This window comes from Phaeobacter sp. BS52 (assembly GCF_045040595.1).
Taxonomy (GTDB): Bacteria; Pseudomonadota; Alphaproteobacteria; order Rhodobacterales; family Rhodobacteraceae; genus Phaeobacter; species Phaeobacter piscinae.
The window spans coordinates 970574-990648 of record NZ_CP090662.1 but is presented as its reverse complement, the minus strand read 5'-3'; the positions used below and the strand labels follow the sequence as shown (position 1 = coordinate 990648).

17 protein-coding genes and 5 pseudogenes are annotated in these 20075 nt (G+C 63.9%); all 22 read right to left on the bottom strand.

Features of this window, described 5'->3' with window-relative positions; all coding sequences use genetic code 11:
- Positions 1 to 161: 161 nt before the first annotated feature.
- Positions 162 to 1049, bottom strand: coding sequence for a sulfotransferase domain-containing protein (locus tag L0Z65_RS04905; protein ID WP_405111293.1), 888 nt, complete (start codon positions 1047 to 1049; stop codon positions 162 to 164).
- A 210-nt stretch (positions 1050 to 1259) separates the two neighbouring features.
- The gene (gene cysE, locus L0Z65_RS04900; RefSeq protein ID WP_040169387.1) at positions 1260 to 2075 is read right to left on the bottom strand and encodes a serine O-acetyltransferase; all 816 of its coding nucleotides are present in this window, start codon (positions 2073 to 2075) and stop codon (positions 1260 to 1262) included.
- Between the two features lie 267 nt (positions 2076 to 2342).
- A complete protein-coding gene (locus L0Z65_RS04895; RefSeq protein WP_405111290.1) occupies positions 2343 to 2663 on the bottom strand; it encodes a hypothetical protein in 321 nt (106 codons plus the stop codon).
- Between the two features lie 12 nt (positions 2664 to 2675).
- Positions 2676 to 6632, bottom strand: a complete 3957-nt coding sequence (locus L0Z65_RS04890) for a glycoside hydrolase/phage tail family protein (protein ID WP_405111287.1) — start codon at positions 6630 to 6632, stop codon at positions 2676 to 2678.
- Positions 6632 to 7102 carry an NlpC/P60 family protein gene (locus L0Z65_RS04885; protein WP_040169390.1) on the bottom strand — a complete coding sequence of 157 codons (471 nt, stop codon included), beginning with the start codon at positions 7100 to 7102 and terminating at the stop codon, positions 6632 to 6634. Before L0Z65_RS04885 ends, L0Z65_RS04890 begins: the two co-directional genes overlap by 1 nt.
- Positions 7099 to 8049, bottom strand: coding sequence for a DUF2163 domain-containing protein (locus L0Z65_RS04880; RefSeq protein ID WP_405111284.1), 951 nt, complete (start codon positions 8047 to 8049; stop codon positions 7099 to 7101). Before L0Z65_RS04880 ends, L0Z65_RS04885 begins: the two co-directional genes overlap by 4 nt.
- Entirely contained in the window at positions 8049 to 8681 is a 633-nt protein-coding gene (locus L0Z65_RS04875; RefSeq protein WP_405111281.1) for a TIGR02217 family protein, read from the bottom strand. The genes L0Z65_RS04880 and L0Z65_RS04875 overlap by 1 nt, the downstream gene beginning before the upstream one ends.
- A gap of 15 nt (positions 8682 to 8696) precedes the next feature.
- Positions 8697 to 9353 (bottom strand): phage tail tape measure protein, encoded by a 657-nt coding sequence (locus L0Z65_RS04870; RefSeq protein WP_405111278.1) that lies wholly within the window; start codon positions 9351 to 9353, stop codon positions 8697 to 8699.
- Positions 9346 to 9603 (bottom strand): rcc01693 family protein, encoded by a 258-nt coding sequence (locus L0Z65_RS04865; protein WP_405111275.1) that lies wholly within the window; start codon positions 9601 to 9603, stop codon positions 9346 to 9348. The genes L0Z65_RS04870 and L0Z65_RS04865 overlap by 8 nt, the downstream gene beginning before the upstream one ends.
- Positions 9600 to 9953 (bottom strand): GTA-gp10 family protein, encoded by a 354-nt coding sequence (locus tag L0Z65_RS04860; protein ID WP_405111272.1) that lies wholly within the window; start codon positions 9951 to 9953, stop codon positions 9600 to 9602. The genes L0Z65_RS04865 and L0Z65_RS04860 overlap by 4 nt, the downstream gene beginning before the upstream one ends.
- A gap of 14 nt (positions 9954 to 9967) precedes the next feature.
- Positions 9968 to 10382, bottom strand: a pseudogene (locus tag L0Z65_RS04855) (phage major tail protein, TP901-1 family).
- Between the two features lie 106 nt (positions 10383 to 10488).
- Complete coding sequence (locus L0Z65_RS04850; protein WP_405111269.1) at positions 10489 to 10902, bottom strand: DUF3168 domain-containing protein; 414 nt, start codon at positions 10900 to 10902, stop codon at positions 10489 to 10491.
- On the bottom strand, positions 10899 to 11270 hold the full coding sequence (locus L0Z65_RS04845; protein ID WP_040169406.1) for a head-tail adaptor protein: 372 nt from the start codon (positions 11268 to 11270) through the stop codon (positions 10899 to 10901). Before L0Z65_RS04845 ends, L0Z65_RS04850 begins: the two co-directional genes overlap by 4 nt.
- On the bottom strand, positions 11267 to 11914 hold the full coding sequence (locus tag L0Z65_RS04840) for a hypothetical protein (protein WP_405111266.1): 648 nt from the start codon (positions 11912 to 11914) through the stop codon (positions 11267 to 11269). The genes L0Z65_RS04845 and L0Z65_RS04840 overlap by 4 nt, the downstream gene beginning before the upstream one ends.
- Before the next feature lie 185 nt (positions 11915 to 12099).
- Positions 12100 to 13285 (bottom strand): annotated as a pseudogene (locus tag L0Z65_RS04835) (phage major capsid protein).
- Between the two features lie 48 nt (positions 13286 to 13333).
- Complete coding sequence (locus L0Z65_RS04830) at positions 13334 to 13951, bottom strand: HK97 family phage prohead protease (RefSeq protein ID WP_405111263.1); 618 nt, start codon at positions 13949 to 13951, stop codon at positions 13334 to 13336.
- 35 nt (positions 13952 to 13986) lie between these two features.
- Positions 13987 to 14205 (bottom strand): hypothetical protein, encoded by a 219-nt coding sequence (locus tag L0Z65_RS04825; protein WP_405111260.1) that lies wholly within the window; start codon positions 14203 to 14205, stop codon positions 13987 to 13989.
- Positions 14198 to 15393: pseudogene (locus L0Z65_RS04820) on the bottom strand (phage portal protein). Before L0Z65_RS04820 ends, L0Z65_RS04825 begins: the two are co-directional and overlap by 8 nt.
- Before the next feature lie 204 nt (positions 15394 to 15597).
- Positions 15598 to 16891 (bottom strand): annotated as a pseudogene (locus L0Z65_RS04815) (DNA-packaging protein).
- Positions 16863 to 17204 (bottom strand): recombinase, encoded by a 342-nt coding sequence (locus L0Z65_RS04810; protein ID WP_405111257.1) that lies wholly within the window; start codon positions 17202 to 17204, stop codon positions 16863 to 16865. The pseudogene L0Z65_RS04815 and the gene L0Z65_RS04810 overlap by 29 nt, the downstream one beginning before the upstream one ends.
- Before the next feature lie 291 nt (positions 17205 to 17495).
- Positions 17496 to 18651, bottom strand: a pseudogene (mltG, locus tag L0Z65_RS04805) (endolytic transglycosylase MltG).
- Positions 18651 to 19916: a beta-ketoacyl-ACP synthase II gene (fabF, locus tag L0Z65_RS04800; protein WP_405111254.1), complete on the bottom strand. Its 1266-nt coding sequence runs from the start codon at positions 19914 to 19916 to the stop codon at positions 18651 to 18653. The pseudogene mltG and the gene fabF overlap by 1 nt, the downstream one beginning before the upstream one ends.
- Positions 19917 to 20075: the final 159 nt, after the last annotated feature.

Below are 20075 nucleotides of genomic sequence, written 5' to 3'. Positions count from 1 at the left end.
AAAAAGGAAAGGACCGGGGCAGCACTCCGGTCCTTTTTTATGTAGACAGAGACTTATGACCGCTCGAGACCCGCCCTCGAAGTTGAAACAAAAAAGCTGCAGCTGCTTCTCAACGCTTCAGCCTCCCGGATCAGGACACCGGCAGAACTGCCCAATTCCGGTTAACCGGACTTCAACAATCCGGCGCTGCCATATTCCAACCAGTGCCGTTCCTCAGGGCTGAGCAACGCCGCCATACGCGCCTCATAGGCCGCAAGATCCGCATCCGAAAGCCGACCAACCCATTTCCTCGATGTCGCACTATCAAAGAAATCAGAATCGTTCCGCCAGACCCCTTGCCGCGCCAAGACGGCAAATCTCTCTGCGTTGCGCTTCATATTGGAAAATCTCGCCGCTTCCACCAGCGTGTCCATCACTGCAGCCGGGTAGGACAAGCTAATATGATCTGCAATCCGAGCGACGGCTGACCTCAGATCACGAGTCATATCGGCATAGTGCAGGCAGAGCACATTGTCCCGATTTCCCAATGCCAACACACTGCAATAGTGATCGACAATGGATATCAGACTGGCCCCATCGCGATGATCTCCCTCCAGAAAAAGATGAAACCCCGCCTGAACGTCGCGTGGGAAGACCTCCTGAAGCACCTCCTCCGTCATGTTCTCGACATGGCGGCGAAAGGAAAAATGCACATCAATAGGATGCCTGAAAACCGTGATATAGCGCAGGTCCAACCAAAACGGGATCCCATCTAGCGGGGTATGGGTTTTGACCTGCCGCCGCCCGGTTTGCGCGTTCAGATCAGCGATAATTCCATCCTGCTCGGGCGAGGTGACATCAATCCACGGTGCCTTGCGCGAGATCGCGGCATCCACCTCCGGGTCGCCGGAGATCAATAAGGCCAGAATGGCCTGCGTCCAGGTCGTGCCTGACTTTGGCGGCGTCGACACAACAATATCCCCCGCGCGCGGGGTGAAGGCCAACCACCGCTCAGGATCCGCAATCTTGCCGTCGTACCGGCGCTTTGGCAGTTCGGGTTCGTTTAACATGTCGCTATGGATATCAATGCAATCAGGGCGTGTATATATTATATACTACGCTGAAGCGACATAATGTTCATGACCCAGACCGCACCTCCACCCCACGAAAAAAGGGGCCAGCCAACGCCGCCCCTCTTCATCGTCATCTTTCCAAAAATACTCACAGGCACACCCGTGGAGGCACTCGCTACACCCGCGATGCTTCCCCGCAGCGCCGCCTTACTGCGGCTTGCCGCCCGCCAGCACCTGATTCATGCTGACCGAGGGCTGATCACAACCTGCCTCGCCGACGATCTTGGCCGGGACGCCTGCCACGGTCTTGCACGGTGGCACCTCCTGCAGCACCACGGAGCCTGCGGCGATGCGCGAGCAATGGCCGACCTTGATATTGCCGAGCACTTTGGCGCCAGCCCCAATCAGCACGCCATTGCCAATCTTGGGATGGCGGTCTTCCTCTTCCTTGCCGGTACCGCCCAGGGTCACCGAATGCAGCATCGACACATTGTCGCCCACCACAGCGGTTTCGCCAATGACGATGGAATGGGCGTGGTCGATCATGATGCCCCGGCCAATCCGCGCCGCCGGGTGGATATCAACGCCAAAGATCTCGGAGATCCGCATCTGGAAGAAATAGGACAGGTCATAGTCACCCTGCTGCCACAGCCAATTGGCCACACGGTAACATTGCACCGCCTGATAGCCCTTGAAGTAGAGGATCGGCTGCAACAGCCGGTGGCAGGCGGGATCGCGTTCATAGACCGCCATCAGATCGGCGCGCCCGGCGGCGATCAGATCGGGGTTTTCGCCATAGGCCTTGTCGACAATCTCGCGCAGGATCACCATCGACATCTCATTGGAGCAAAGCTTGGCCGCGATGCGATAGGACAGCGCCTTTTCAAGTGAGGTGTGATGCAGGATGCAGGCGTGAATCAGCCCGCCCATCAGCGGCTGGCGGCTCACGGCGTCCTGCGCCTCGGTGGTGATCTGATCCCAGACCGGATCAACGGAACTGACGGCGTGGCGCGTCTCAAGCATGGCTCTGCCTCCTGTGCTGCCCCTCAGAGTAGCGATTTATCCGCCGAAAGGCCAACCGCAAATCCGTGATGACAGCCATCGGATCTGCTGATCTTTCCGCTCCGCCAGATTTATATGCCGCGCCAGTCCATTGTTTTTATTGCGCCGAGGGTCGAATTACGACGCGCAGCAGCGCACGCACAGCCGCTGTGCGGATCTGTGATCGCCCGGAGGGAGAGATGGCACAGCGCGCCTTAAAACGGCGGCGGCAGCCGCATCAGATCGGCTTTAAGGGTCAGCCCCGTGACCTTCCGCCGCCGCAGGGTCGCGCAGATGCCGCGCCAGCCGGGCCAGCACCAGCCGCGTGCAGGCCAGATAGGGGGCCGCGTCATAAAACGGCTCATCCGCAAGCGTGAATTTTCGCGCCGCCGCGCTGAGGGAGCCATCCCCCCAATCCGGGCAGAGCCGCCGGGTGCGGCGCGTATGGCGCAGCGCCTGCCCGGCCCCGGCAAAGATCCGCTCGCACAGCGCCCGCCGTTGCGCCGGGGCCACCGCCAGCAAGGCGCGGGCGGTGCTGGTGATGTCACCTGGCAGGACAGGCCGTCGCATTGCCGTCCCTCCTCAGACCAGCCGCAGGGCAGAAACCGCCCCGGCGCCATACCGGGCCGAGACTTGCGCCACCTCCACACGATCCCCCGGTGCCACCGCATCCGCCACCTGGGCCGCTGGCGGATAGCTCCAGACCGGACTGTCCAGCAGCTCCTCGCGCAGCACGTCACTGCCGCGCAGGATGCGCAGGCGGTAGCGCTCCAGATCCTCACCAAGCGGGATCTCCACCAGATCCCAACGGTCGCCGTCGATGCGGCTGCGGCGGATCCAGTTCAGCCCAACCGCACCAGAACCCAGCGCGCCTTGCTGGCGCAGATGCACCGGCGCATAGGGACGCAGCCCTTCCCCTGCAAAAGCCGTCTCCAGATGCAGATAGCTCGGGTCATCATAGGCCCGCCGTGCGGTGCCGATACGATAATGACGACTGAGACCGCGCTGGTTGGCTGCGACTTCTATCTGCTGCGGAGTGCCATCCAGCGCCACTACATAGGACCCCTTGGGCCAGGACACCGGCATCCGCGCATCGCTGCCCTGCTGACCGCGCAGCCGGTCGCGCAGCAGGTAGCGCCCCGGTGCAATCAGCTCAGCCGTGGCAAACTGCATCAGCTCCCAATTGCCAGGGGTGCCATCGCCGATCGCTACCAAATTGGCACCATTCAGCACCGCCAGCGGATCGCGGCTCTGGAACTGGCCGGAGACTATATCGACCTCCAGATCTGCCCCCCGCTCCCAACGGCCCAGCGCGCCCGCAGGCAGCACCGTATTGGTGATGGCAATGGTAGAGGCCGCGGCCAACACCTCTTCCAACACATAATCCGCATCGCTCTGTGCACCATATAGGGCGACACTCCCCGGCCAGGGAGCCGCCGTGACCGCCAGATGCGGCGCATGGGGCACCTCATCGCCGCGGATCAGCGGCAGATCCATGAACAGCGGCAGCACCGGCACTGGCGCCGCAAAGGCGGTGACACCCGGCAATTCCTCCGGCACCGGCGCGGGGTGGTAGTTCTCCGGCTCGATCCGCACCGCCTCGATCAGCTGCGCCGCGCCCTGTTCGACCCGGTCAATACGGTAGCGCGCCTGCGCACCGCTGTCGGAACCCGGTTCGGCCACCGCCCCCGCAAGCGGCAGGCGGATCACATCCCCCGCGCCCAGCGCCATGGCGGAGGGTGGCAGTTCCAGCCGCAGGGTATCGCGGGCCATGCGCGCCTCGCTCAGCCAGCGGTCCACCACCTGCCGCCCTTCGGCGCGGGTCAGCGCCATCGGCAGTTCATTGTCGCTGACTGCATGGGTGGCCTCATCGGGCAGGATCGCCTCCTCCCCGCGCAGGTCATGGCGCCCGCCCCATTCGACAAAGCGCAGGCGCATACGGCCAGCCAGCTCTGCCTCTGGCGCGCGGGTCTGTTCGATGACCCCATCCAGCTCCTGCCCCTCAACCAGTTGCGCCAGATCCAGTGTGGCATCCGCTCGTCCGTTGCGCAGGCGGAAGCGCAACACCCCGTCGCGTTCTATCGCATCCACCCCGTGGCGCAACAGCAGCGGTTGCAGCGCCGCGCGGGCCTCTCCGACGTCGCTGATCGCATAGCCCCGCACCAGCGCAGGCAGGTCGCTCACATCTATTGCCGCAACCCCAGAGGCGGTACAGATCTCCTCCAGCACCGAGGCCAACGTGCGTTGCCCCACCCGTCCGTTCAGCCAATGCCCACGCAGGTAGTTCTCACCGTCGCTCCAGACCTCCACAGCATTGGGAAAGGTTGGAAAGGGGCGCGCATCCCAGGCCCAGACATAGGCGTTGGACATATCCAGCATCGGACCGCCATAGACCTCTGAGACCGGGTTATTCCCCGCCTCCCCCCAATAGCCCAGAAGGGCACGCAGATAGGCCAGCTGCATCATGTCATCACGCTGCCCGTCAGAGAATTTCGGCAGTTTTGATTCCGAGCTTTTGGGATCCAGAAACTTGTTGGGCTGATTGGTCCCCTTGTCGATGGCCGCACAGCCCAGTTCAGTGAACCAGATCGGCTTGCTCTCAGGCTCCCATGCGGTGGGCAATGCGGCCCGTTCGCCGTTGATCCGGTCATGATGCGGTTTCGACCACCAGCTGCGCAGATCCTTGTAGCGCCAGATCCACGGCTCCTCATAAGCCCCATCGGTGATCGGGGTGCGGATCTGGGCCGCCTCCGCCTCGGGCGAGTGGTAATACCAGTCATAGCCCTCACCGCCCTCGATATTGGCGCGCAGATAGCTGAGGTCATAGATATTGGGCGTGCCTGCCTTGGCGTCCAGATGATCCCCCCCCTCGCGCCAGTCGGACAGCGGCATGTAGTTGTCGATGCCGATGAAGTCGATCTCCTCATCCGCCCACAGCGGATCAAGGTGGAAATAGCGGTCCCCCTCCGGGCTCTGGTAGCCCCAGTATTCCGACCAATCGGCGGCATAGCCGATCTTGGTGTCCGGCCCGAGGATCTGGCGCACCTCCTGCGTCAGCGCCCGCAGCTCTGCCACGGCGGGAAAACCCGCCTCATCGCGGATCTGGGTCAGCCCGCGCATCTCAGAGCTGATGCAGAAGGCCGCAACCCCGCCCGCCGCCGCACAAAGCGCGGCATTGTGCAGGATAAACCGCCGCAGCCCCCAGTCCTCTACCGGGCCACTGTAGCTGACGCTCCCGTCAGCCACGGTGAAATCCGCCGCCGTCACAGTGCCAAAGAACTGCTGCACCTCCATACGCGCCGCTGCTGTCCCATCCGGGGTGCCCGGCTGGCCCGGTGCCCGCGACAGGGTGATGCGCCCGCGCCACGGCAGATGCGCCTGCCCTACTTCGCCGCTCCAGGGATCAGGCAAATCATTGCCCGCCATCTGATCCATCAGGATAAACGGGTAGAACATCACCCGCTTGCCCTGTTCCTGCAGTGCGCGAATGGCCTCAATCACTGAGGCGTCGGTGGGGGTGCCGCCATAGATCGGCCGGTCCTCCTGCCGCGCGATCAGCTCCGCCTCCGTGCGGGTCAGACCCGCGACGGACCAGGGCATATTCGCCCCCTCAATATGCTGGCGCTCTACCTTCGGTTTGACGCTACACACGCCACAGCGCAGATCATCGCCAAACCACGACACAATCAGCGAGGCCGCGCCACAGGCGGGCAGCTCCTCTCCCAATGTGGTGAGCGAGGTCACCAGATCCGTCTCCCCCGAGGGGCTGTGCGAATTGGCCGGTTTTGCCTGTCCCGGCCCATGATCATAATGCACCGGCGTCGTGGCCAGCGCATACTCCCCGGTCCCCGGCATCAGCGCCACGCCCTGAACCAGCTGCGGCAGATCCAGATCATAGCTGTTTGAGCTGGGTTGCTCGGCACGCAGCACCTCAAACGAGAATTGCGGCACCCGGTTGCCAAAGCGTTCCAGTGCGAGACCTTCCATCACCACATAGGCGGTGCCGCGATAAGCGGGCACCGCGCCTGCGCCCTCTACCGCCTCCATCACCGGGTCGGGCAGTTGGTCCATGGTGCCGCGATAGACGGTCATATTGAGATCCTTGGGCGCCACCTCCTCCCCATCGGCCCAGACCCGCCCGATGGAGGCCACCTCCCCGGCGCAGACCGCCACCGCCAGAGAGACATCATAGCTGTAGCTTGTCACCTTGGGCTGGCGCGCACCGCCGCCCTTGCCTCCGCCGCCACTGGTGCTGGAGGTTTCGCGGAACTCTGACGCCCAGATCACCTGTCCGCCCACCCGCATCCGGCCATAAACCTGCGCAATCGGCTGGCCGTCACTGGCATGGGTCAGGCGAAACCGTTCCACCCGGCCGGTCTGCACCGGCTCACTGCCCGCACCCAGCAGGCGGCTGTCAATCGCGCGTCCAACCGTGGCGCCAAGCGCGCGGCCAATCGCAACTGACGACAGGCCCGCCACAGCCCCCCCAACCGAGCCGCCAAGTGCCGCCCCCGCCGCAGAAAGAAGAATGGTCGCCATCACGTCACCTCATCAGCATCAACATCAGGAAAGGAAAACCGCGCCACGATCCGCCGGTGCCACGGGTGGCTCAGGGTGTTTTCAACCACCCCGTGGCCGCTATAGGCATGGATAAATCGCGGCATGGCGCCGGTTTCAGTTTGCAGCGCAATATGCTTGGCCACCGCGCCGCGCCGCATACGGAACAGGATCACATCGCCAGCGCGCGCCTCGGTGAGGGGTCTGGGCGTGAGATGGCGCAGCGCGGCCTGCCACAGCGCCTCCTCACCTTGCGGTTCGGACCAGTCCATCGTGTAGCCTGGCACCGCCTCTGGCTCCTGACCGTAGACCTCGCGCCAAAGCCCCCGGATCAGGCCAAGGCAATCACAACCGGCGCCGCGCGTGGCCGCCTGATGCACATAGGGCGTGCCCAGCCAGCCCCGTGCTGCCGCGACCAATGCGGTGCGGGATACCCCCGTCGCGCCACTCATCTGCGGCTGCCGCCGGTGTTGGTGCCGCTCTGGCGCGGCACGCTCATCACCCAGTCTTCGCCGGGAATATCCGGGAAGCCCTGAAAGTTGACGCCATTGTTGAACTTCAACCGGCAGGTCTTCAGCCGCTTGTCACAGCCCGCGGCCAGATGCAGCAGATCGCCGGGCTGAACCGTCGCGCGCAACGGCTCCCACAGGGTCAGCTGGCGGTGTTCAACACTTGGATCCGGCGCGTTTGCGTCCTGTCCCAGCCGCCCGGCCTGCTGGCGGTCCTGTTTGATCCAGCCCCACAGCCCCTTGGCGGCCCCACTCATCACCGTGAGGCGGCCAGACGTGAACCAGTTCGGCTCAAACCCCGGCAGGGCGGCAAAGCTGAAATATTGCCCCTCGCGGATCTCTTCGGCGGCCCGGTCCAGCGCATAGCCCGGTGTGGTCATATCAAAGCGGCAGGCCCGATCGCCCAACACCGCCGTGCAGGGTTTCTGATAGATCCGCCCCATCGGCTGGTTGAGCGCCTCGGTCAGGCCGCGCAGCTCCGCCTCAAAGGCGCCGCCAGCGCGGCGGATCTGGCCGAAACTGCCGCGAAACTGCAACCAGCGGACCGACACATCAGCCCAATTGACCAGCCAGCAGCGCACCTCAGCACCATCAAACCGCCCAGCCTCAATCTCCTCTTCGCAGATGGCGGCATCGCTCAGCGCGCCAAGCGCCTCGGTATTGTCCACCGCCAGCCCGGTGGCCTGTTGCAGGCTGCGCGCGGTCAGGCCAGTGCCTGCGCGAAACAGCAGACCGGCCTCACCCTCGGCGGCAGTTTCGAACCGAAGATCGCGGTCGTGGTCGGTAAAGCCGAACTGTACGCCATCGCTGCGGGTGACCAGCCAACAGCGACACAACGTGGTCAGGCCGCCTGCTACATGAGTTTGAAACGCCTCGCTCACCCCCGCCATCAGACCCGCACCTCCACTACCGGCACATTGGGCACGTCGCCCGCCTGAAAGGACGCTACGCTGGTCTGGATGCGGTCGGTGTCAAAGCGCACCGGCACATCAAATTCAAACCCTGCCTTTACTGCCAGACCGGCCTCCGGCGGATGCGCCAGCGTAATGGTGCCGAGGCTGCTGTCGAGCGTGTAATCCACCGTCTCCTGCAGGGCGTCCTGCTCAATCCCGATGCGCACGCTGCCCACCACCGGTTTCGCAATCGGGCGCTGATAGGCATAGCTGCCGGAGCGATAGGTCTTGGTCAGCTGAAACACCCGCTGTTCCCCGTCGCCCATGCCAATCACCTGATCCCCAAACGCCACCTCCTGCGTCGCGCGGGCGGATTTGAAATCGGACCAATCCTTCCAGCGGAAGCCATACATCTGGCCCTGTCGTGCCTCGAAAAAGGCGATCAGCGCCTCGATATCCTCCAGCCCCCGAAGGCCCAGCCCCGCGTCATAGCGGCGGCGCGAATGCGCCCAGGGGGTGTTGCGTTCCTCATGCCCATTGGCGAGCGTCACCACATCGGTGCGCCGCTCCGGCCCGCCGATGGAGCCAAAGCTGAGCGATGCGGGAAATCTGACCTCGTGAAAATTCATCTGCTGTCCTCCGGCTCAGCGGTTGCGGTTGCCACGCGTCAGGGCGCGGCTCAGCTGGGCCGCGATCTGGCCCTGGCTGCGTTGAAATCCCTGCACATCGGGGGTCTGGATATTCATCACCACCGAAGGGCCCCCGCCGCCCTGGCTGCGCACCCCCAGCGCCCCATCCGCGCCGCGTGTCAGCGGCAGGATCGCCTCCGGGCCGGCTTCTCCCATCAGGCCGGTTGCGCCGCGCATCGGAAAACTCACCGGCCCGGTCACAACACCGCCTTTGGCAAAGGGCATCACCCGGCCCTGCGAAAACGCCGCCCCATCGGCAAAGGGGAGGATGCCGCTCATCAGCTTTCCCACCCCCTCCGACAACAGCCCGCCCACATGGCTGGTCACGGGTTTGATGGCCGCCGAATAGGTGGTCTGGATCATCGACTGCGCCATGGTATCCAGCGCACCGGAGAGTTTCATGCCGTCAAAGACCACACCGTCAAAGGCCCGGCGCAGCCCCTTGGACATGCCGCGCTCCAGTGTTTCGGCATCCTTGCCGGTGGCGGCGAAGGCGGCGCGCACCCGGCGCAGCTCGGCATCGAACGTGGCCGCCATACCTGCCGCGTCGCCCAGACTATCGCTCAGCGCCTCGCTCTGCTGGTCCAGCGCATTCAGTCCTGTGTCAGTCATCGCTTACTGCTCCTGTTTCTTTGGGTGTCGGCGCTGCGGGGTCGGGAAAGGCCTGCATCAGTTGATCCAGACCAGCCCGCCCCAGTGGCACCGCGCCCGTGTCCTGTCCCAGCATCAACCGCAGCTCTGCCGGGGTGAGGCGCCAGAACTGATCCGGCGTGAGGCGCAGCCCAACCAGCCCGGCCCGGATCAGCGCTAGCCAATCAAGCCCGGTGCCTTGTCCATCTGTGGCGCGCTGCTGGGGCGTCATGGGGTGACCTCTCCCGGCAGCGCAAAACTGCGCGCCAGGAGCTGTGCGGCGACCCGCGCCGCCTGCATCGGGCCGCCGTCAATATCGGCAGCGGCCAGCTCGGCAGCGCTGAGGCAGTGACCGCCGCCGCGCAACCCTGCCGCCAGCAGCGCCAGCACATCGGCCGCGGAGAATCCGCCGCCCTCGAACCGGGTCACGAGGTCAATCAGCGACCTGGTCCGCAACTCGCACTCCAAAGCGGCAAGTGCGCCAAGGGTCAGTTTCAGCGGCAGCATCTGGCCGTTGATCCCCAGCGCCACCTCGCCTGTGTGGGGATTGGCACCAGAGCCGGTTTGTACGTGGGGATCCATCCGCACCGCCTCCCTTAAATGGCCGTGAAAACCAGCGCCCCGGCGCTGGCCAGCGACAGCTCATAGGTCGCCTCGCCATTGTGGCTGCCGAGCATACTCCAAGGCGGTCACCTGAAACGCGCCTTCGACAATGCCGAAATCGGGGATGATCACCTGAAACGCCGGGGTCAGCCCGTCAAAGAACAGCTGCCGCGCCCTCTCATCGGTGCCTTCGTCGCGAAAAATACCAGAACCGGAGATATTCGCCGAACGCACCCCGGCGCCGGACAGCAGCTCACGCCAGCCGCCCTGACTTTCCAGACTGGTGACATCGACGCTTTCAGCGTTGAAGCTGATACGCGTGGCGCGCAGCCCTGCGATGGTTTCGAACTGACCGTCGCCGGTCATATCGACCTTGACCAATAGATCCTTGCCGTTTTGGACACTCATTGTGGTGATCTCCTGTGGTTGAAAAGGCGGGCAGCACGGCGAAAAAAAACATCAGCTGTGCTGCGCAATTATCTGATTTATCGGTATTGCCGTTTGTTTTGAGCGGTCAGATATCCTCCAGTCGCGCGGCAAAGCGCAGGCGGATCTGACGGCCACCGGATTTGTTGCGGCTGGCATTTGCGCGCTCAAACCACAGCCCCACCAGCCGCCCCCGAGACAGGGCCAGCACCGGCTCAACTGCCGTCAGGCTGTCGCAAATCAGGGCGGCAATCGCCTTGGCCCCGGCAAAGCCAGCGGTATCGGTGTGCACGGTGATCTCCACCCGATGATGGGCGCTAGCGCCGCTGCGATCAGAACGGTCGCGCACCTCCTCCGGGCCGAGGGTCACATAGGTCTGCGGCAGCGTGCCTGCAGGCAGCGCGTCATAAACCGCACCATTCAGCGCTGCGGTCAGATCGGGGTCGGTGCTCAGATGCTGAAAGAGTGCTTCCTGCAATGGCAGGGCCAGGGCATAGGTCATGCGCTTGTCTCCTCGGTTGCAAAACAGGTCAGGAAGCGGCCATCGGGGTCGCCTTCGGCCACCGCATCAATGCGGAAAATCCGGGCGCCATCGCGCAGCCGCTGATCTGGTCGGGGCCGCGCCGGGCTGCCGGGCGGATGGGCACGCAGGGTGATACGATAGCGTTGCAGCGACAGGCTGGTGCCGGATTGGTCGGTGCTGCGCCCGGTGAGCGCACGCATCTCGCACCAATGGTGGCCAAGCAATTGCCATGCCTCAAGAAACCCGCCCGCGCCATCCGAGGTGCGGCGCGGATCTTCCAGCGCCAGACAGCGGTTGAGACGTGGTGTGGCGGCGGATGCGCGGCGCGCGGTGGTGCGGCGGCTCATGCGCCTGCCCCCGGTCCGAGGTTGCGACCAAAGCCACGGTCTCCAACAGCCCCCACCCCCAGGCTCACCCGCAGGGCGCGGTAGCGTTCGATCAGGCTGGTCACCCCAAAGGGCATGCACCCGCCCTGCAGCCGGGTGTCATCACGGAATTCGTAGTAATGCGCCGCCAGCATCAGCACCGCCTGCGCCAGATCACCGGGCAGCGCCGCCCAGCTGTTGGCCATGCCAGCGCGGATCGCAATCCGCACCGCGCCGCCGCTGGCAATCATCGGCAACGGCCCCCCCACCGGGCGCAGCCGGGGCTGCTGGCTGTCGGGTTCCAGCCGGTAACGCCCGGCCTCCAGCAGCGTCTCGCCCCCGTCGGAGCCAACCAGCGTGACCGAGTGGATCATCTGCACCGGCGCCAGTGGCAACGCCTGCACCTGCGGGCCGCGCCAGGTCGAAAGCGTCAGCAGAAAATCCCGCGCCAGCAACACCTTGCCGGTGCGCGCCTCAATCGCCGCGATGGCCGCGCGCAGGAAGCTGATCAACACCGCCTCCTGCAAACCCGCCTCATCAAACCCGGTGCCCAGACGCAGATGCGCCTTGAACGCCTCTTGCGGCAGGGCTGCCTCTGGCACCGGTGTCACTTCACTCAACATCATCATTTCACTCCAACGGCTGTTCTTTCAGGGCTGCTCGGGTGGGGCTGCGTCTGGCGGATCGGATCGGGGCACGGATGCGCGCCGGACTGCTGCCGTGGGACGGAAGGGGAGCAGCTGGACGACAGTGGCCGGGGCGCGCATCCGCAGACGGAACCGGAGAGCCGGTCCCGCCATCGGTCCAAGCGTCAGCTCAGGCCGAATTTCAGCAGTTTGATGGCCGCAAAATCGCTGACATTGCCGCCCACACGTTTGGTGGCATAAAACAGCACATGCGGTTTGGCGCTGAAGGGATCGCGCAACACCCGCAGGTCCGGGCGTTCGGCGATGGTGTAGCCAGCCGCAAAATCGCCAAAGGCCACGGCATAGCCGTTCACATCGGCGTCGGGCATATCCTCAGCAATGACAACCGGATAGCCCATCAGCCGCGCCGGTTCTGCGGCAGCCAGACCATCGGACCACAGGAAGCGGCCATCGGCGTCCTTCAGCTTGCGCAGCAGGCTAAGCGGTTTTGGAATTCATCAGAAAGCTGGCGTTGGCGCGGTACTGCGCGCCAAGCGCATAGACCAGATCAATGATCGCATCGCCATCGCCGATATCGCCCTCAACACCGGTGGTCACATAGCCAAGGTTGCCCCAGCTCCAGCTGTCGTTGGCCATCACCGGGTGGTAGAGGATGCCGGTGGGCTTGTCATTGCCGTCGCCCATGATGAAGGCGGCGGCCTCGGCACGGGAGAATTTATCCGCGATGCGCCCTGCCAGCCAGCCCTCAATATCAAAGGCACTGTCATCCAGCAGCCGCTGCGAGGCCTTGGGCAGCGCGCTGAGTTCATGCAGCGGGATGGTGATCCGGTCGATCACCGGGGTGGATGTTTCGGTGACGGCACTTGTCTCATTGGCCCAGCCATGCCCCACATCGCCGTGGTCAATGAGCACATCATAAGAGGTTGCCTCCACCGTCACCACCGACGCCACTGCGCGGAGGGAAGCGGTGCTGGAGAGCACCGATTTCACGCTCTCTGCGGTCTGTGGATCCACCAGGTAGCCGCCATCGCCATTGACGGTGGTGTTCATCGCCTTGGCATCCAGATCAAGACCGCGCAGGGCGGCATCATCACCGGAGCGAAGATAGGCATCCAGCGCCTTTTGATGGGGGGCCGCGCCCGCATCGGCGGCGGCAAGCGGGGGGCGATTGGCAAAGTGAGATTTGCGATCCAGCATGGTCATACGCTCTTCTGTCTGTTTCAGTTTCAAGGCAACGTCGTCTTTGAACCCATTGAAATTATGCACGAAGTCGGAAACGGCCTGTTTGACCTCCTGCGGGGCTGCATCGGGGTGGGCCGATGGGTCGTTGTGGGATTGGGTGTGGCTCATCTGTCTGTCCTTTGGGTCGGTTGGAGAAGACGGGAAACGGCGCTGTGCTCAGCCGAGGGGTGCGAGACTGGCCCCGCTGCGCAACAGTTCGATCACCTCGCGCCAGATCTGCGGTGTCTCGCCGGGATCGCTCAGATCCGGCTCGGCCGATGTCGATTTGGCGGCTGTCACGGGCTGTGCGGTGGCGGTTACGCGGGCGGTGGGCAGCATCGGGAAGGTCACCAGTGACACCTCCCAAAGGTCGAGTTCCGCCAAGCAGCGACCGCCGCCTTTGCGCGCGGTGGCGCGGCGGGTGCGATAGCCGATGGAGAGACCATCCAGCGCACCGGCACCAATCAGCGCTGCCGCCTCCGCCCCCTTCTGGGTGCGGGTCAGGATACGGCCCGTGACATGCAGGCCGCGGGCATCCTCGCGGACCGTATCCCAGACGCCGATCGGCTGTGCCGGGTCATGCTGCCAGAGCATTTTCACCGCAATCCCGGCCTTGCAAAGACGGTCCAGCGACGCCTGATAGGCGCCAGATTGCACCAGATCACCGCCGCCATCGACGCAGCCGAACAAGCTGGCGTAGCCGCTGATCACGACCATGTCGTCGGCCTCATCCCCGACGGTCAGATCCTCGCCGAAGCGCGCGAATTTATGTTCCAGATGCTCATCATGTCGCATCATCTTCCCCTTATATCTCATTGAATTCATGTGATTTACTGGACCACCAGAAAGGACTGGAACGCCTGTGCCAGAATGACCGCAGCAACACCGTAGACAGTGAGCCAGAGCCGTTTCTCCATCCGCTCCATCATCATCTCCAGCCGTTCGAGCCGACGGTTCATCGCCTCCTGCTGGATTTCAGCGATGCGTTCATGAGCGGAGAGCCGCAGCCCCGGAGAGCATTCAAACGGTGGGATCGGGATCTCAGTCATCGCGGTCCCCTTCCTCTTGTGGCGGCAGGCCCAGAAGGTGGCGTTTCTCTGCCACGGTCAGGAAATCGGCGCTGGCCACACGGCGCCACTGCGCCTCGCGTTCGGAGGCCAACGCAGACACCTGATCAAGGTCGGGCTTCAGGGTGACCGCAGCGCCCTGATAGCGCGACAGCCAGTCCGACAGGCTTGCCGCCACGCGGGTCACCAGCGGCAGGACGGTGAGACGATAAAAGGCGCGATTGGCCTCTTGGTAATTGGCGTAGGTGGCATCGCCGGGCAGTCCCAGCAGCATCGGTGGCACCCCAAGCGCGAGCGCAATTTCGCGGGCGGCGGCGTCCTTGGTCTGGTGAAACTCCATATCCGACGGCGAGAAACCCATCGGTTTCCAATCCAGCCCGCCTTCCAGCACCATCGGACGACCGGCGTTGCGCGCGCCCTGAAAATTCATTTCGATTTCGTCACTTAGGCGGCGAAACTGATTCTCCGCCATCAGCCCCTGACCGTCGCTGCCGGTCCATACCAGCGCGCCCGAGGGGCGGGCTGCATTGTCCAAAAGCGCCTTCGACCAGCGCGAAGCGGAGGTGTGAACATCCACCGCCATGGCCGCGGCCTGCATCGGGGACAACCCGTAGTGGTCATCCTGCGGATGGAAACTGCGCAGATGGCAGATCGGCGCGCAGGCCAGGGTCACATCAAAACGATGTTTGCGCCCCGACACGCTGTAATCATAGGCCACAGGCCAGCCGTCGCTGCCGGGCACCACAGTCATCCGGTCGGGACGCAGCACGTGCAGTTCAACCGGGAGCGCGGCGCCTGCATCCGGGTCGCAGACCGCCTCTATATAAGCGTTGCCGGAAAGCAGGAGATGACCAAACAGCGCCTCCAGCAGCTCGGCGCGGCCCTGGGCGGCATTGGGCCGGGCCAGCAGCGTCAGCAGCGGGTGGCTGTCGTAGCGCTGTGTGCCATCCTGCAACACAAGCGGCAGCGCGGCGGCGGCCTCAATGATCATCTTGACGGCGCGGTAGCCCACCGGATTGCTTAAGCAAAGCCGCTGCGGGTCAGTGAACTGCTGTCGCGCGGGCTCCAGCCTGTGCCACCGGTGCTGCCATGCCAGGCCACCACGCGGGCGGCGGCGCTTGTCTTGGTTTCGACGGGCTGTTGCTTGCGCCGCAGGAGGTCAAAGACCATGGGCCACTCCTTTGCTTGAATTTGCGGGACCGGGCAAATCCTGCCCCCTGTTTGCTGCAATCCTTTATGACGGCTGGAATTGAATAAGATTTGAGCGAGGCGCGCGCAGGGCACGCAACACCCGGACCAAACGCTTGCAGTGAAACGAAAAACGCCCGCATCACTGCGGGCGTTTCTGGGGGTGTCGGCCGTGGTGTGGTCAGCTCACAACATGCGGGCGCGGGGCATTCGGTGGCGGTTGGCCGGGGTCAGGATCAGTTCCTGCACCGCCCAGACCAGCGCATCCAGCCGGTCGGGAGAACCCTGCCCCAGATAGCCGCGCGGGGTCATCTGGCAAAGCTGGTCCTCCAGCGCGCCCAAGCCCGGCAGATGACGCACCCGCCCCTGTTCATAGAGTGCCGCCACCGGTTCCGCCCGCGCCCCCTTGCCCCGGCTGGCGTGCAGCGCTGTGAAGGGCACCAGCGGATCAATCTGGCGCAGCAGGCTTTCGACCAGCGCGCCGCCCTGATTGACCTCCGCCACCACCCGGTCGGCGCCATAGCGGTCGCGGGCATCAATGGCAGCCTGCGCCCAAGTGAGCGGGCCGACGCCCTGCACCGTGCAATCGGCCAGCACATAGGCGCACCAGTCCTGTGGCGGGCCCTGCAGGGTTGCGCCCACCACAATGATGCCACAGGCGTCGGAATGTTTGCCCGCGCTCACCGCCGGGTCCACCGCCACCACCACCCGGTCCAGTGTTGGGGTCTTTGCGATCTGCGCGGCAGCCAACCCGGCATTGGACCAAAGCGCGCCCTCGACATCCTGCAAGAGGATGCCATCCAGCTCCTGCCGACCAAGGCGGGACCCGGCATAGCGATTGCGCACCTCTGCCAGAAAGGAGGCAGCGAGATTGGCGCGGTTGGCCTCCGTTGCGGCATGGGTCTGCGCCGTGGAAGGGCTGGCGAGGAGGTCGCGCAGCACGCCCACATTGCGCGGCGTTGTGGTGACGCAGACGCGCGGATCGGTGCCAAGGCGCAGGGCAAATTGCAGCATGTCCCAACCGTCCTGCCCGCGTTTCCATTTCGCCAGCTCATCCGCCCAGGCCGCATCGAACTGCGGGCCGCGCAGTGCCTCGGGGTCATGGGCTGAAAACGCCTGTGCGGTGGCCCCGTTGGGCCAGATCAGCCGTCGTTCGGTGGCTTTCCACGTCGGACGCCGATCGGGGGGCGTGCAGGCAAGGAGGCCGCTGTCGCCCTGTACCATGACATCGCGCACCTGATCATAGGTCTCTCCGAGGAGCGCGATGCGGCGGGCGCGACCAGCGGACAGGGGTGTTGCCCCTTCGGCCAGCGTGCGCACCCATTCGGCACCGGCGCGGGTTTTTCCCGCCCCCCGTCCACCAAGAATGACCCAGCTGCGCCAGTCGCCTGCCGGCTGGCAGCTGATGTGGCAGCGCCCAGAGATCAAAGAGATAGGGCATCGCACAGAGGTCATGGTCGCTGAGCCGGTCCAGAAACATCGTCTGCGTCGAGGCTGGCGCGCAGGCGAGCCAATCGGTTTTCGATTTCGCTGCGCGCCGCGTTGGTGTCGAGACCGGCTGCGGCCTGATGCTGTTCACTTTGTTCGACAAGGGCTTTCTCCACTTTCTGGCTGTCACGGATCAGGCTTTCCAATTTGGCGATGCGCGGGGTGCTGCTGCCCTCCTCTGCATCGCAGGCAAGACGTTCGAGCATCTGCTCTGCCTCCTGCCGGAGCCGTTCGATGGAGCTGTGGAGTGAGAACAGAAGATCGGCGGTTTTTGCCAGCCGATTTTCCGGTGTGTAACTGCTCATGGTTGGGGCCTCATAGTGATGGGACCTCCATCCGCAAAACCACGGATCCAGCCAGATGCGCAGCCCCAGATGAGGCTCCTGCATGGCAGATCAGTCAGTTTTCCAGCTGCCCCGAGAGCATGGCATAAAGCAGCGCAAAAGTCAAAATTCACCACCTGAAGTATCGGACGCAAACTGCCGAATTTATTAAGGAAATGCCCGACTTCCCTACGATGGAGTTAACGGATGCGCGCACGAAAAAAGGGACGCCAAAGCGTCCCTTTCCAGATCTGGTTTATGCTGTTGTTGCGATCAGTTGCTGTTGCGCTCGGCTTCGATCTCGCGCCATTTGGCAACATTGCGGTTGTGCTCTTCCAGGGTGACGGCAAAGGCATGACCGCCAGTCCCATCCGCAACAAAGAACAGATAGTCACCCTGATCGGGATCCACCGCAGCCTCCAGGCTGGCCATGCCAGGATTGGCGATGGGGGTCGGCGGCAGCCCTTCGATCACATAGGTGTTCCAGGGGGTGGCGCGGCGCAGCTCGCTCTGGCGCAGCCCACGGCCCAGCACGCCCTCCCCCTTGGTCACGCCATAGATCACCGTTGGGTCCGTCTGCAGCCGCATGCCGCGATTGAGACGGTTGGTAAAGACTGAGGCCACCTGACGGCGTTCTTCGGCGACGCCGGTTTCCTTCTCGATGATCGAGGCAAGGATCAGCATCTCCTCCGGGCTGGTGACCGCCGCGCGGTCCGAGCGGCTCTCCCAGGCGGCATTGATCCGCAGCACCTGACGTTCCTGCATCTCGGCCAGGATCTCAGCACGGTTGTCCCCGGGGGAGACCTCATAGCTGTCCGGTGCCAGCATCCCTTCCGCAGGGCGATCGCCTGGCTCGCCTTCAAGGATATCCATCGCCTTCAGAGATTCCACCACCTGCCAGCTGGTGACCCCTTCCGCCAGCGCAATGCGGTAGCGGGTGTCGGCGTCGGCTTTCTTCTCGTCGTAGACGGCAGGCACCTCATCAACGCCGGGCACAAATTCCGCGCGCTCAACAAAGCGGTTGGTGGCCGGATCCAGTTCGCGCACCTCTGCCAGCACGCGGGTGACGCCGACGCGATAGACGATCTCCGTGCCGCAGCTGCTGGCGCCGCCACGGGTGATCTGATCCACGATGGCCTCCATCGAGGCGCCAGCTGGCACCAGATAGCTGCTTGGCCTTCAGCTCACCGGTTTTTTCGGCGTAGCGCACCCCAACCCGAAACAGCGGGCCAGAATTGATGGCACCCTGGGTTTCCAGATCACGGCTGACCCGCGACATGTTGGAGCCAGACGGCACCCGCAGGCAAATTGCGCTCTCCAGCGGACCTTCCGAGGTATATTGCGACTGCCCCCAGAGGATGACACCGCCCAGAAGGAACAGCATCACCACCAGGACCGTCAGCATATTAGAGGCGAGGCTGCGCCACATCACTCAGGCTTTCCGAACAGGACCGACGCATTGGTGCCGCCGAAGCCGAAGGAGTTCGACAGGGCCACGTTGATCTCGCGCTCACGCTTGGCATTGGGGGCAAGGTCAACCGCTGTGTCCACTGCGGGATTGTCCAGGTTGATGGTGGGCGGTGCCACCTGATCCCGGATCGCAAGAATGGAGAAGATCGCCTCAATCGCGCCAGCCGCGCCCAACAGGTGGCCGGTGGCGGATTTGGTGGAGGACATGGTGACCTTGCCTGCGGCATCGCCCATCATCCGCTCAACCGCGCCCAGTTCAATGGTATCGGCCATCGTGGAGGTGCCATGTGCGTTGATGTAATCGATATCCTTCGGCTCAAGCCCGGCATTGGCCAGCGCCGCCCGCATAGAACGTTCGCCGCCTTCGCCGTCTTCAGACGGTGCGGTGATGTGGTAGGCGTCGCCGGAAAGACCATAGCCCAGCACCTCGGCGTAGATCTTCGCGCCACGGGCCTTGGCGTGCTCATAGTCTTCCAGCACAACGATGCCCGCACCCTCACCCATGACAAACCCGTCGCGGTCGGCGTCATAGGGGCGCGAGGCCGCTTTGGGGTCATCGGCGCGTTTGGTCGACAGCGCCTTACAGGCATTGAAGCCCGCGATGCCAATCTCACAGATCGCCGCCTCGGCGCCGCCTGCGATCATCACATCAGCGTCGCCGGATTTGATCAGACGGGCCGCGTCGCCAATGGCATGGGCACCGGTCGAACAGGCGGTCACAACGGAATGGTTCGGCCCCTTGAAGCCAAAGCGGATGGAAACCTGACCGGAAATCAGGTTGATCAGCGCGCCAGGAATAAAGAAGGGCGAGACCCGGCGGGGGCCTTTCTCCTTGATCATCACGGCGGTGTCCGCGATCGAGCTGAGACCCCCGATACCGGAGCCGATCATCACACCGGTGCGCAGGCGGCTTGCCTCATCCTCGGGCGTCCAGCCTGCATCGCGCACGGCCATATCCGCGGCGGCAATACCGTAGAGGATGAAGTCGTCAATCTTCTTCTGGTCTTTCTTCACCACCCAGTCATCGGGGTTGAAGCTGCCCTCGGAGCCATCGCCGCGCGGCACTTCGCAGGCATATGTGGTGGCGACACCGCTTTCGACCGCATCAAAATGCGTGATCGGACCCGCGCCGGACTGCCCGTCCAGCAACCGTGACCAGCTTTCTTCGACGCCGCTGGCCAGCGGTGTGACCAGGCCCAGTCCGGTAACTACTACTCGACGCATTTCTTGCCCTCCTTTGCCTCGGCAATTTGTCACCAAATAGCTTGGATTGGCGCAAAGGTGCAAGAGCCGGAACAGTCGGGCGGTTTTACGCTATTTTAATGACATCCTTAGATTGCAATTAACCTCGCACAGGTATCCCCAGGGTGTTTCGTGGCGCGG

Bases quoted from the DNA above. Each gene is read 5' to 3' on its own strand.
- L0Z65_RS04905 (WP_405111293.1), bottom strand. From the start codon at position 1,049: ATGTTAAACGAACCCGAACTGCCAAAGCGCCGGTACGACGGCAAGATT.
- cysE (WP_040169387.1), bottom strand. From the start codon at position 2,075: ATGCTTGAGACGCGCCACGCCGTCAGTTCCGTTGATCCGGTCTGGGAT.
- L0Z65_RS04895 (WP_405111290.1), bottom strand. From the start codon at position 2,663: ATGCGACGGCCTGTCCTGCCAGGTGACATCACCAGCACCGCCCGCGCC.
- L0Z65_RS04890 (WP_405111287.1), bottom strand. From the start codon at position 6,632: ATGGCGACCATTCTTCTTTCTGCGGCGGGGGCGGCACTTGGCGGCTCG.
- L0Z65_RS04885 (WP_040169390.1), bottom strand. From the start codon at position 7,102: ATGAGTGGCGCGACGGGGGTATCCCGCACCGCATTGGTCGCGGCAGCA.
- L0Z65_RS04880 (WP_405111284.1), bottom strand. From the start codon at position 8,049: ATGGCGGGGGTGAGCGAGGCGTTTCAAACTCATGTAGCAGGCGGCCTG.
- L0Z65_RS04875 (WP_405111281.1), bottom strand. From the start codon at position 8,681: ATGAATTTTCACGAGGTCAGATTTCCCGCATCGCTCAGCTTTGGCTCC.
- L0Z65_RS04870 (WP_405111278.1), bottom strand. From the start codon at position 9,353: ATGACTGACACAGGACTGAATGCGCTGGACCAGCAGAGCGAGGCGCTG.
- L0Z65_RS04865 (WP_405111275.1), bottom strand. From the start codon at position 9,603: ATGACGCCCCAGCAGCGCGCCACAGATGGACAAGGCACCGGGCTTGAT.
- L0Z65_RS04860 (WP_405111272.1), bottom strand. From the start codon at position 9,953: ATGGATCCCCACGTACAAACCGGCTCTGGTGCCAATCCCCACACAGGC.
- L0Z65_RS04850 (WP_405111269.1), bottom strand. From the start codon at position 10,902: ATGACCTATGCCCTGGCCCTGCCATTGCAGGAAGCACTCTTTCAGCAT.
- L0Z65_RS04845 (WP_040169406.1), bottom strand. From the start codon at position 11,270: ATGAGCCGCCGCACCACCGCGCGCCGCGCATCCGCCGCCACACCACGT.
- L0Z65_RS04840 (WP_405111266.1), bottom strand. From the start codon at position 11,914: ATGATGTTGAGTGAAGTGACACCGGTGCCAGAGGCAGCCCTGCCGCAA.
- L0Z65_RS04830 (WP_405111263.1), bottom strand. From the start codon at position 13,951: ATGCGACATGATGAGCATCTGGAACATAAATTCGCGCGCTTCGGCGAG.
- L0Z65_RS04825 (WP_405111260.1), bottom strand. From the start codon at position 14,205: ATGACTGAGATCCCGATCCCACCGTTTGAATGCTCTCCGGGGCTGCGG.
- L0Z65_RS04810 (WP_405111257.1), bottom strand. From the start codon at position 17,204: ATGAGCAGTTACACACCGGAAAATCGGCTGGCAAAAACCGCCGATCTT.
- fabF (WP_405111254.1), bottom strand. From the start codon at position 19,916: ATGCGTCGAGTAGTAGTTACCGGACTGGGCCTGGTCACACCGCTGGCC.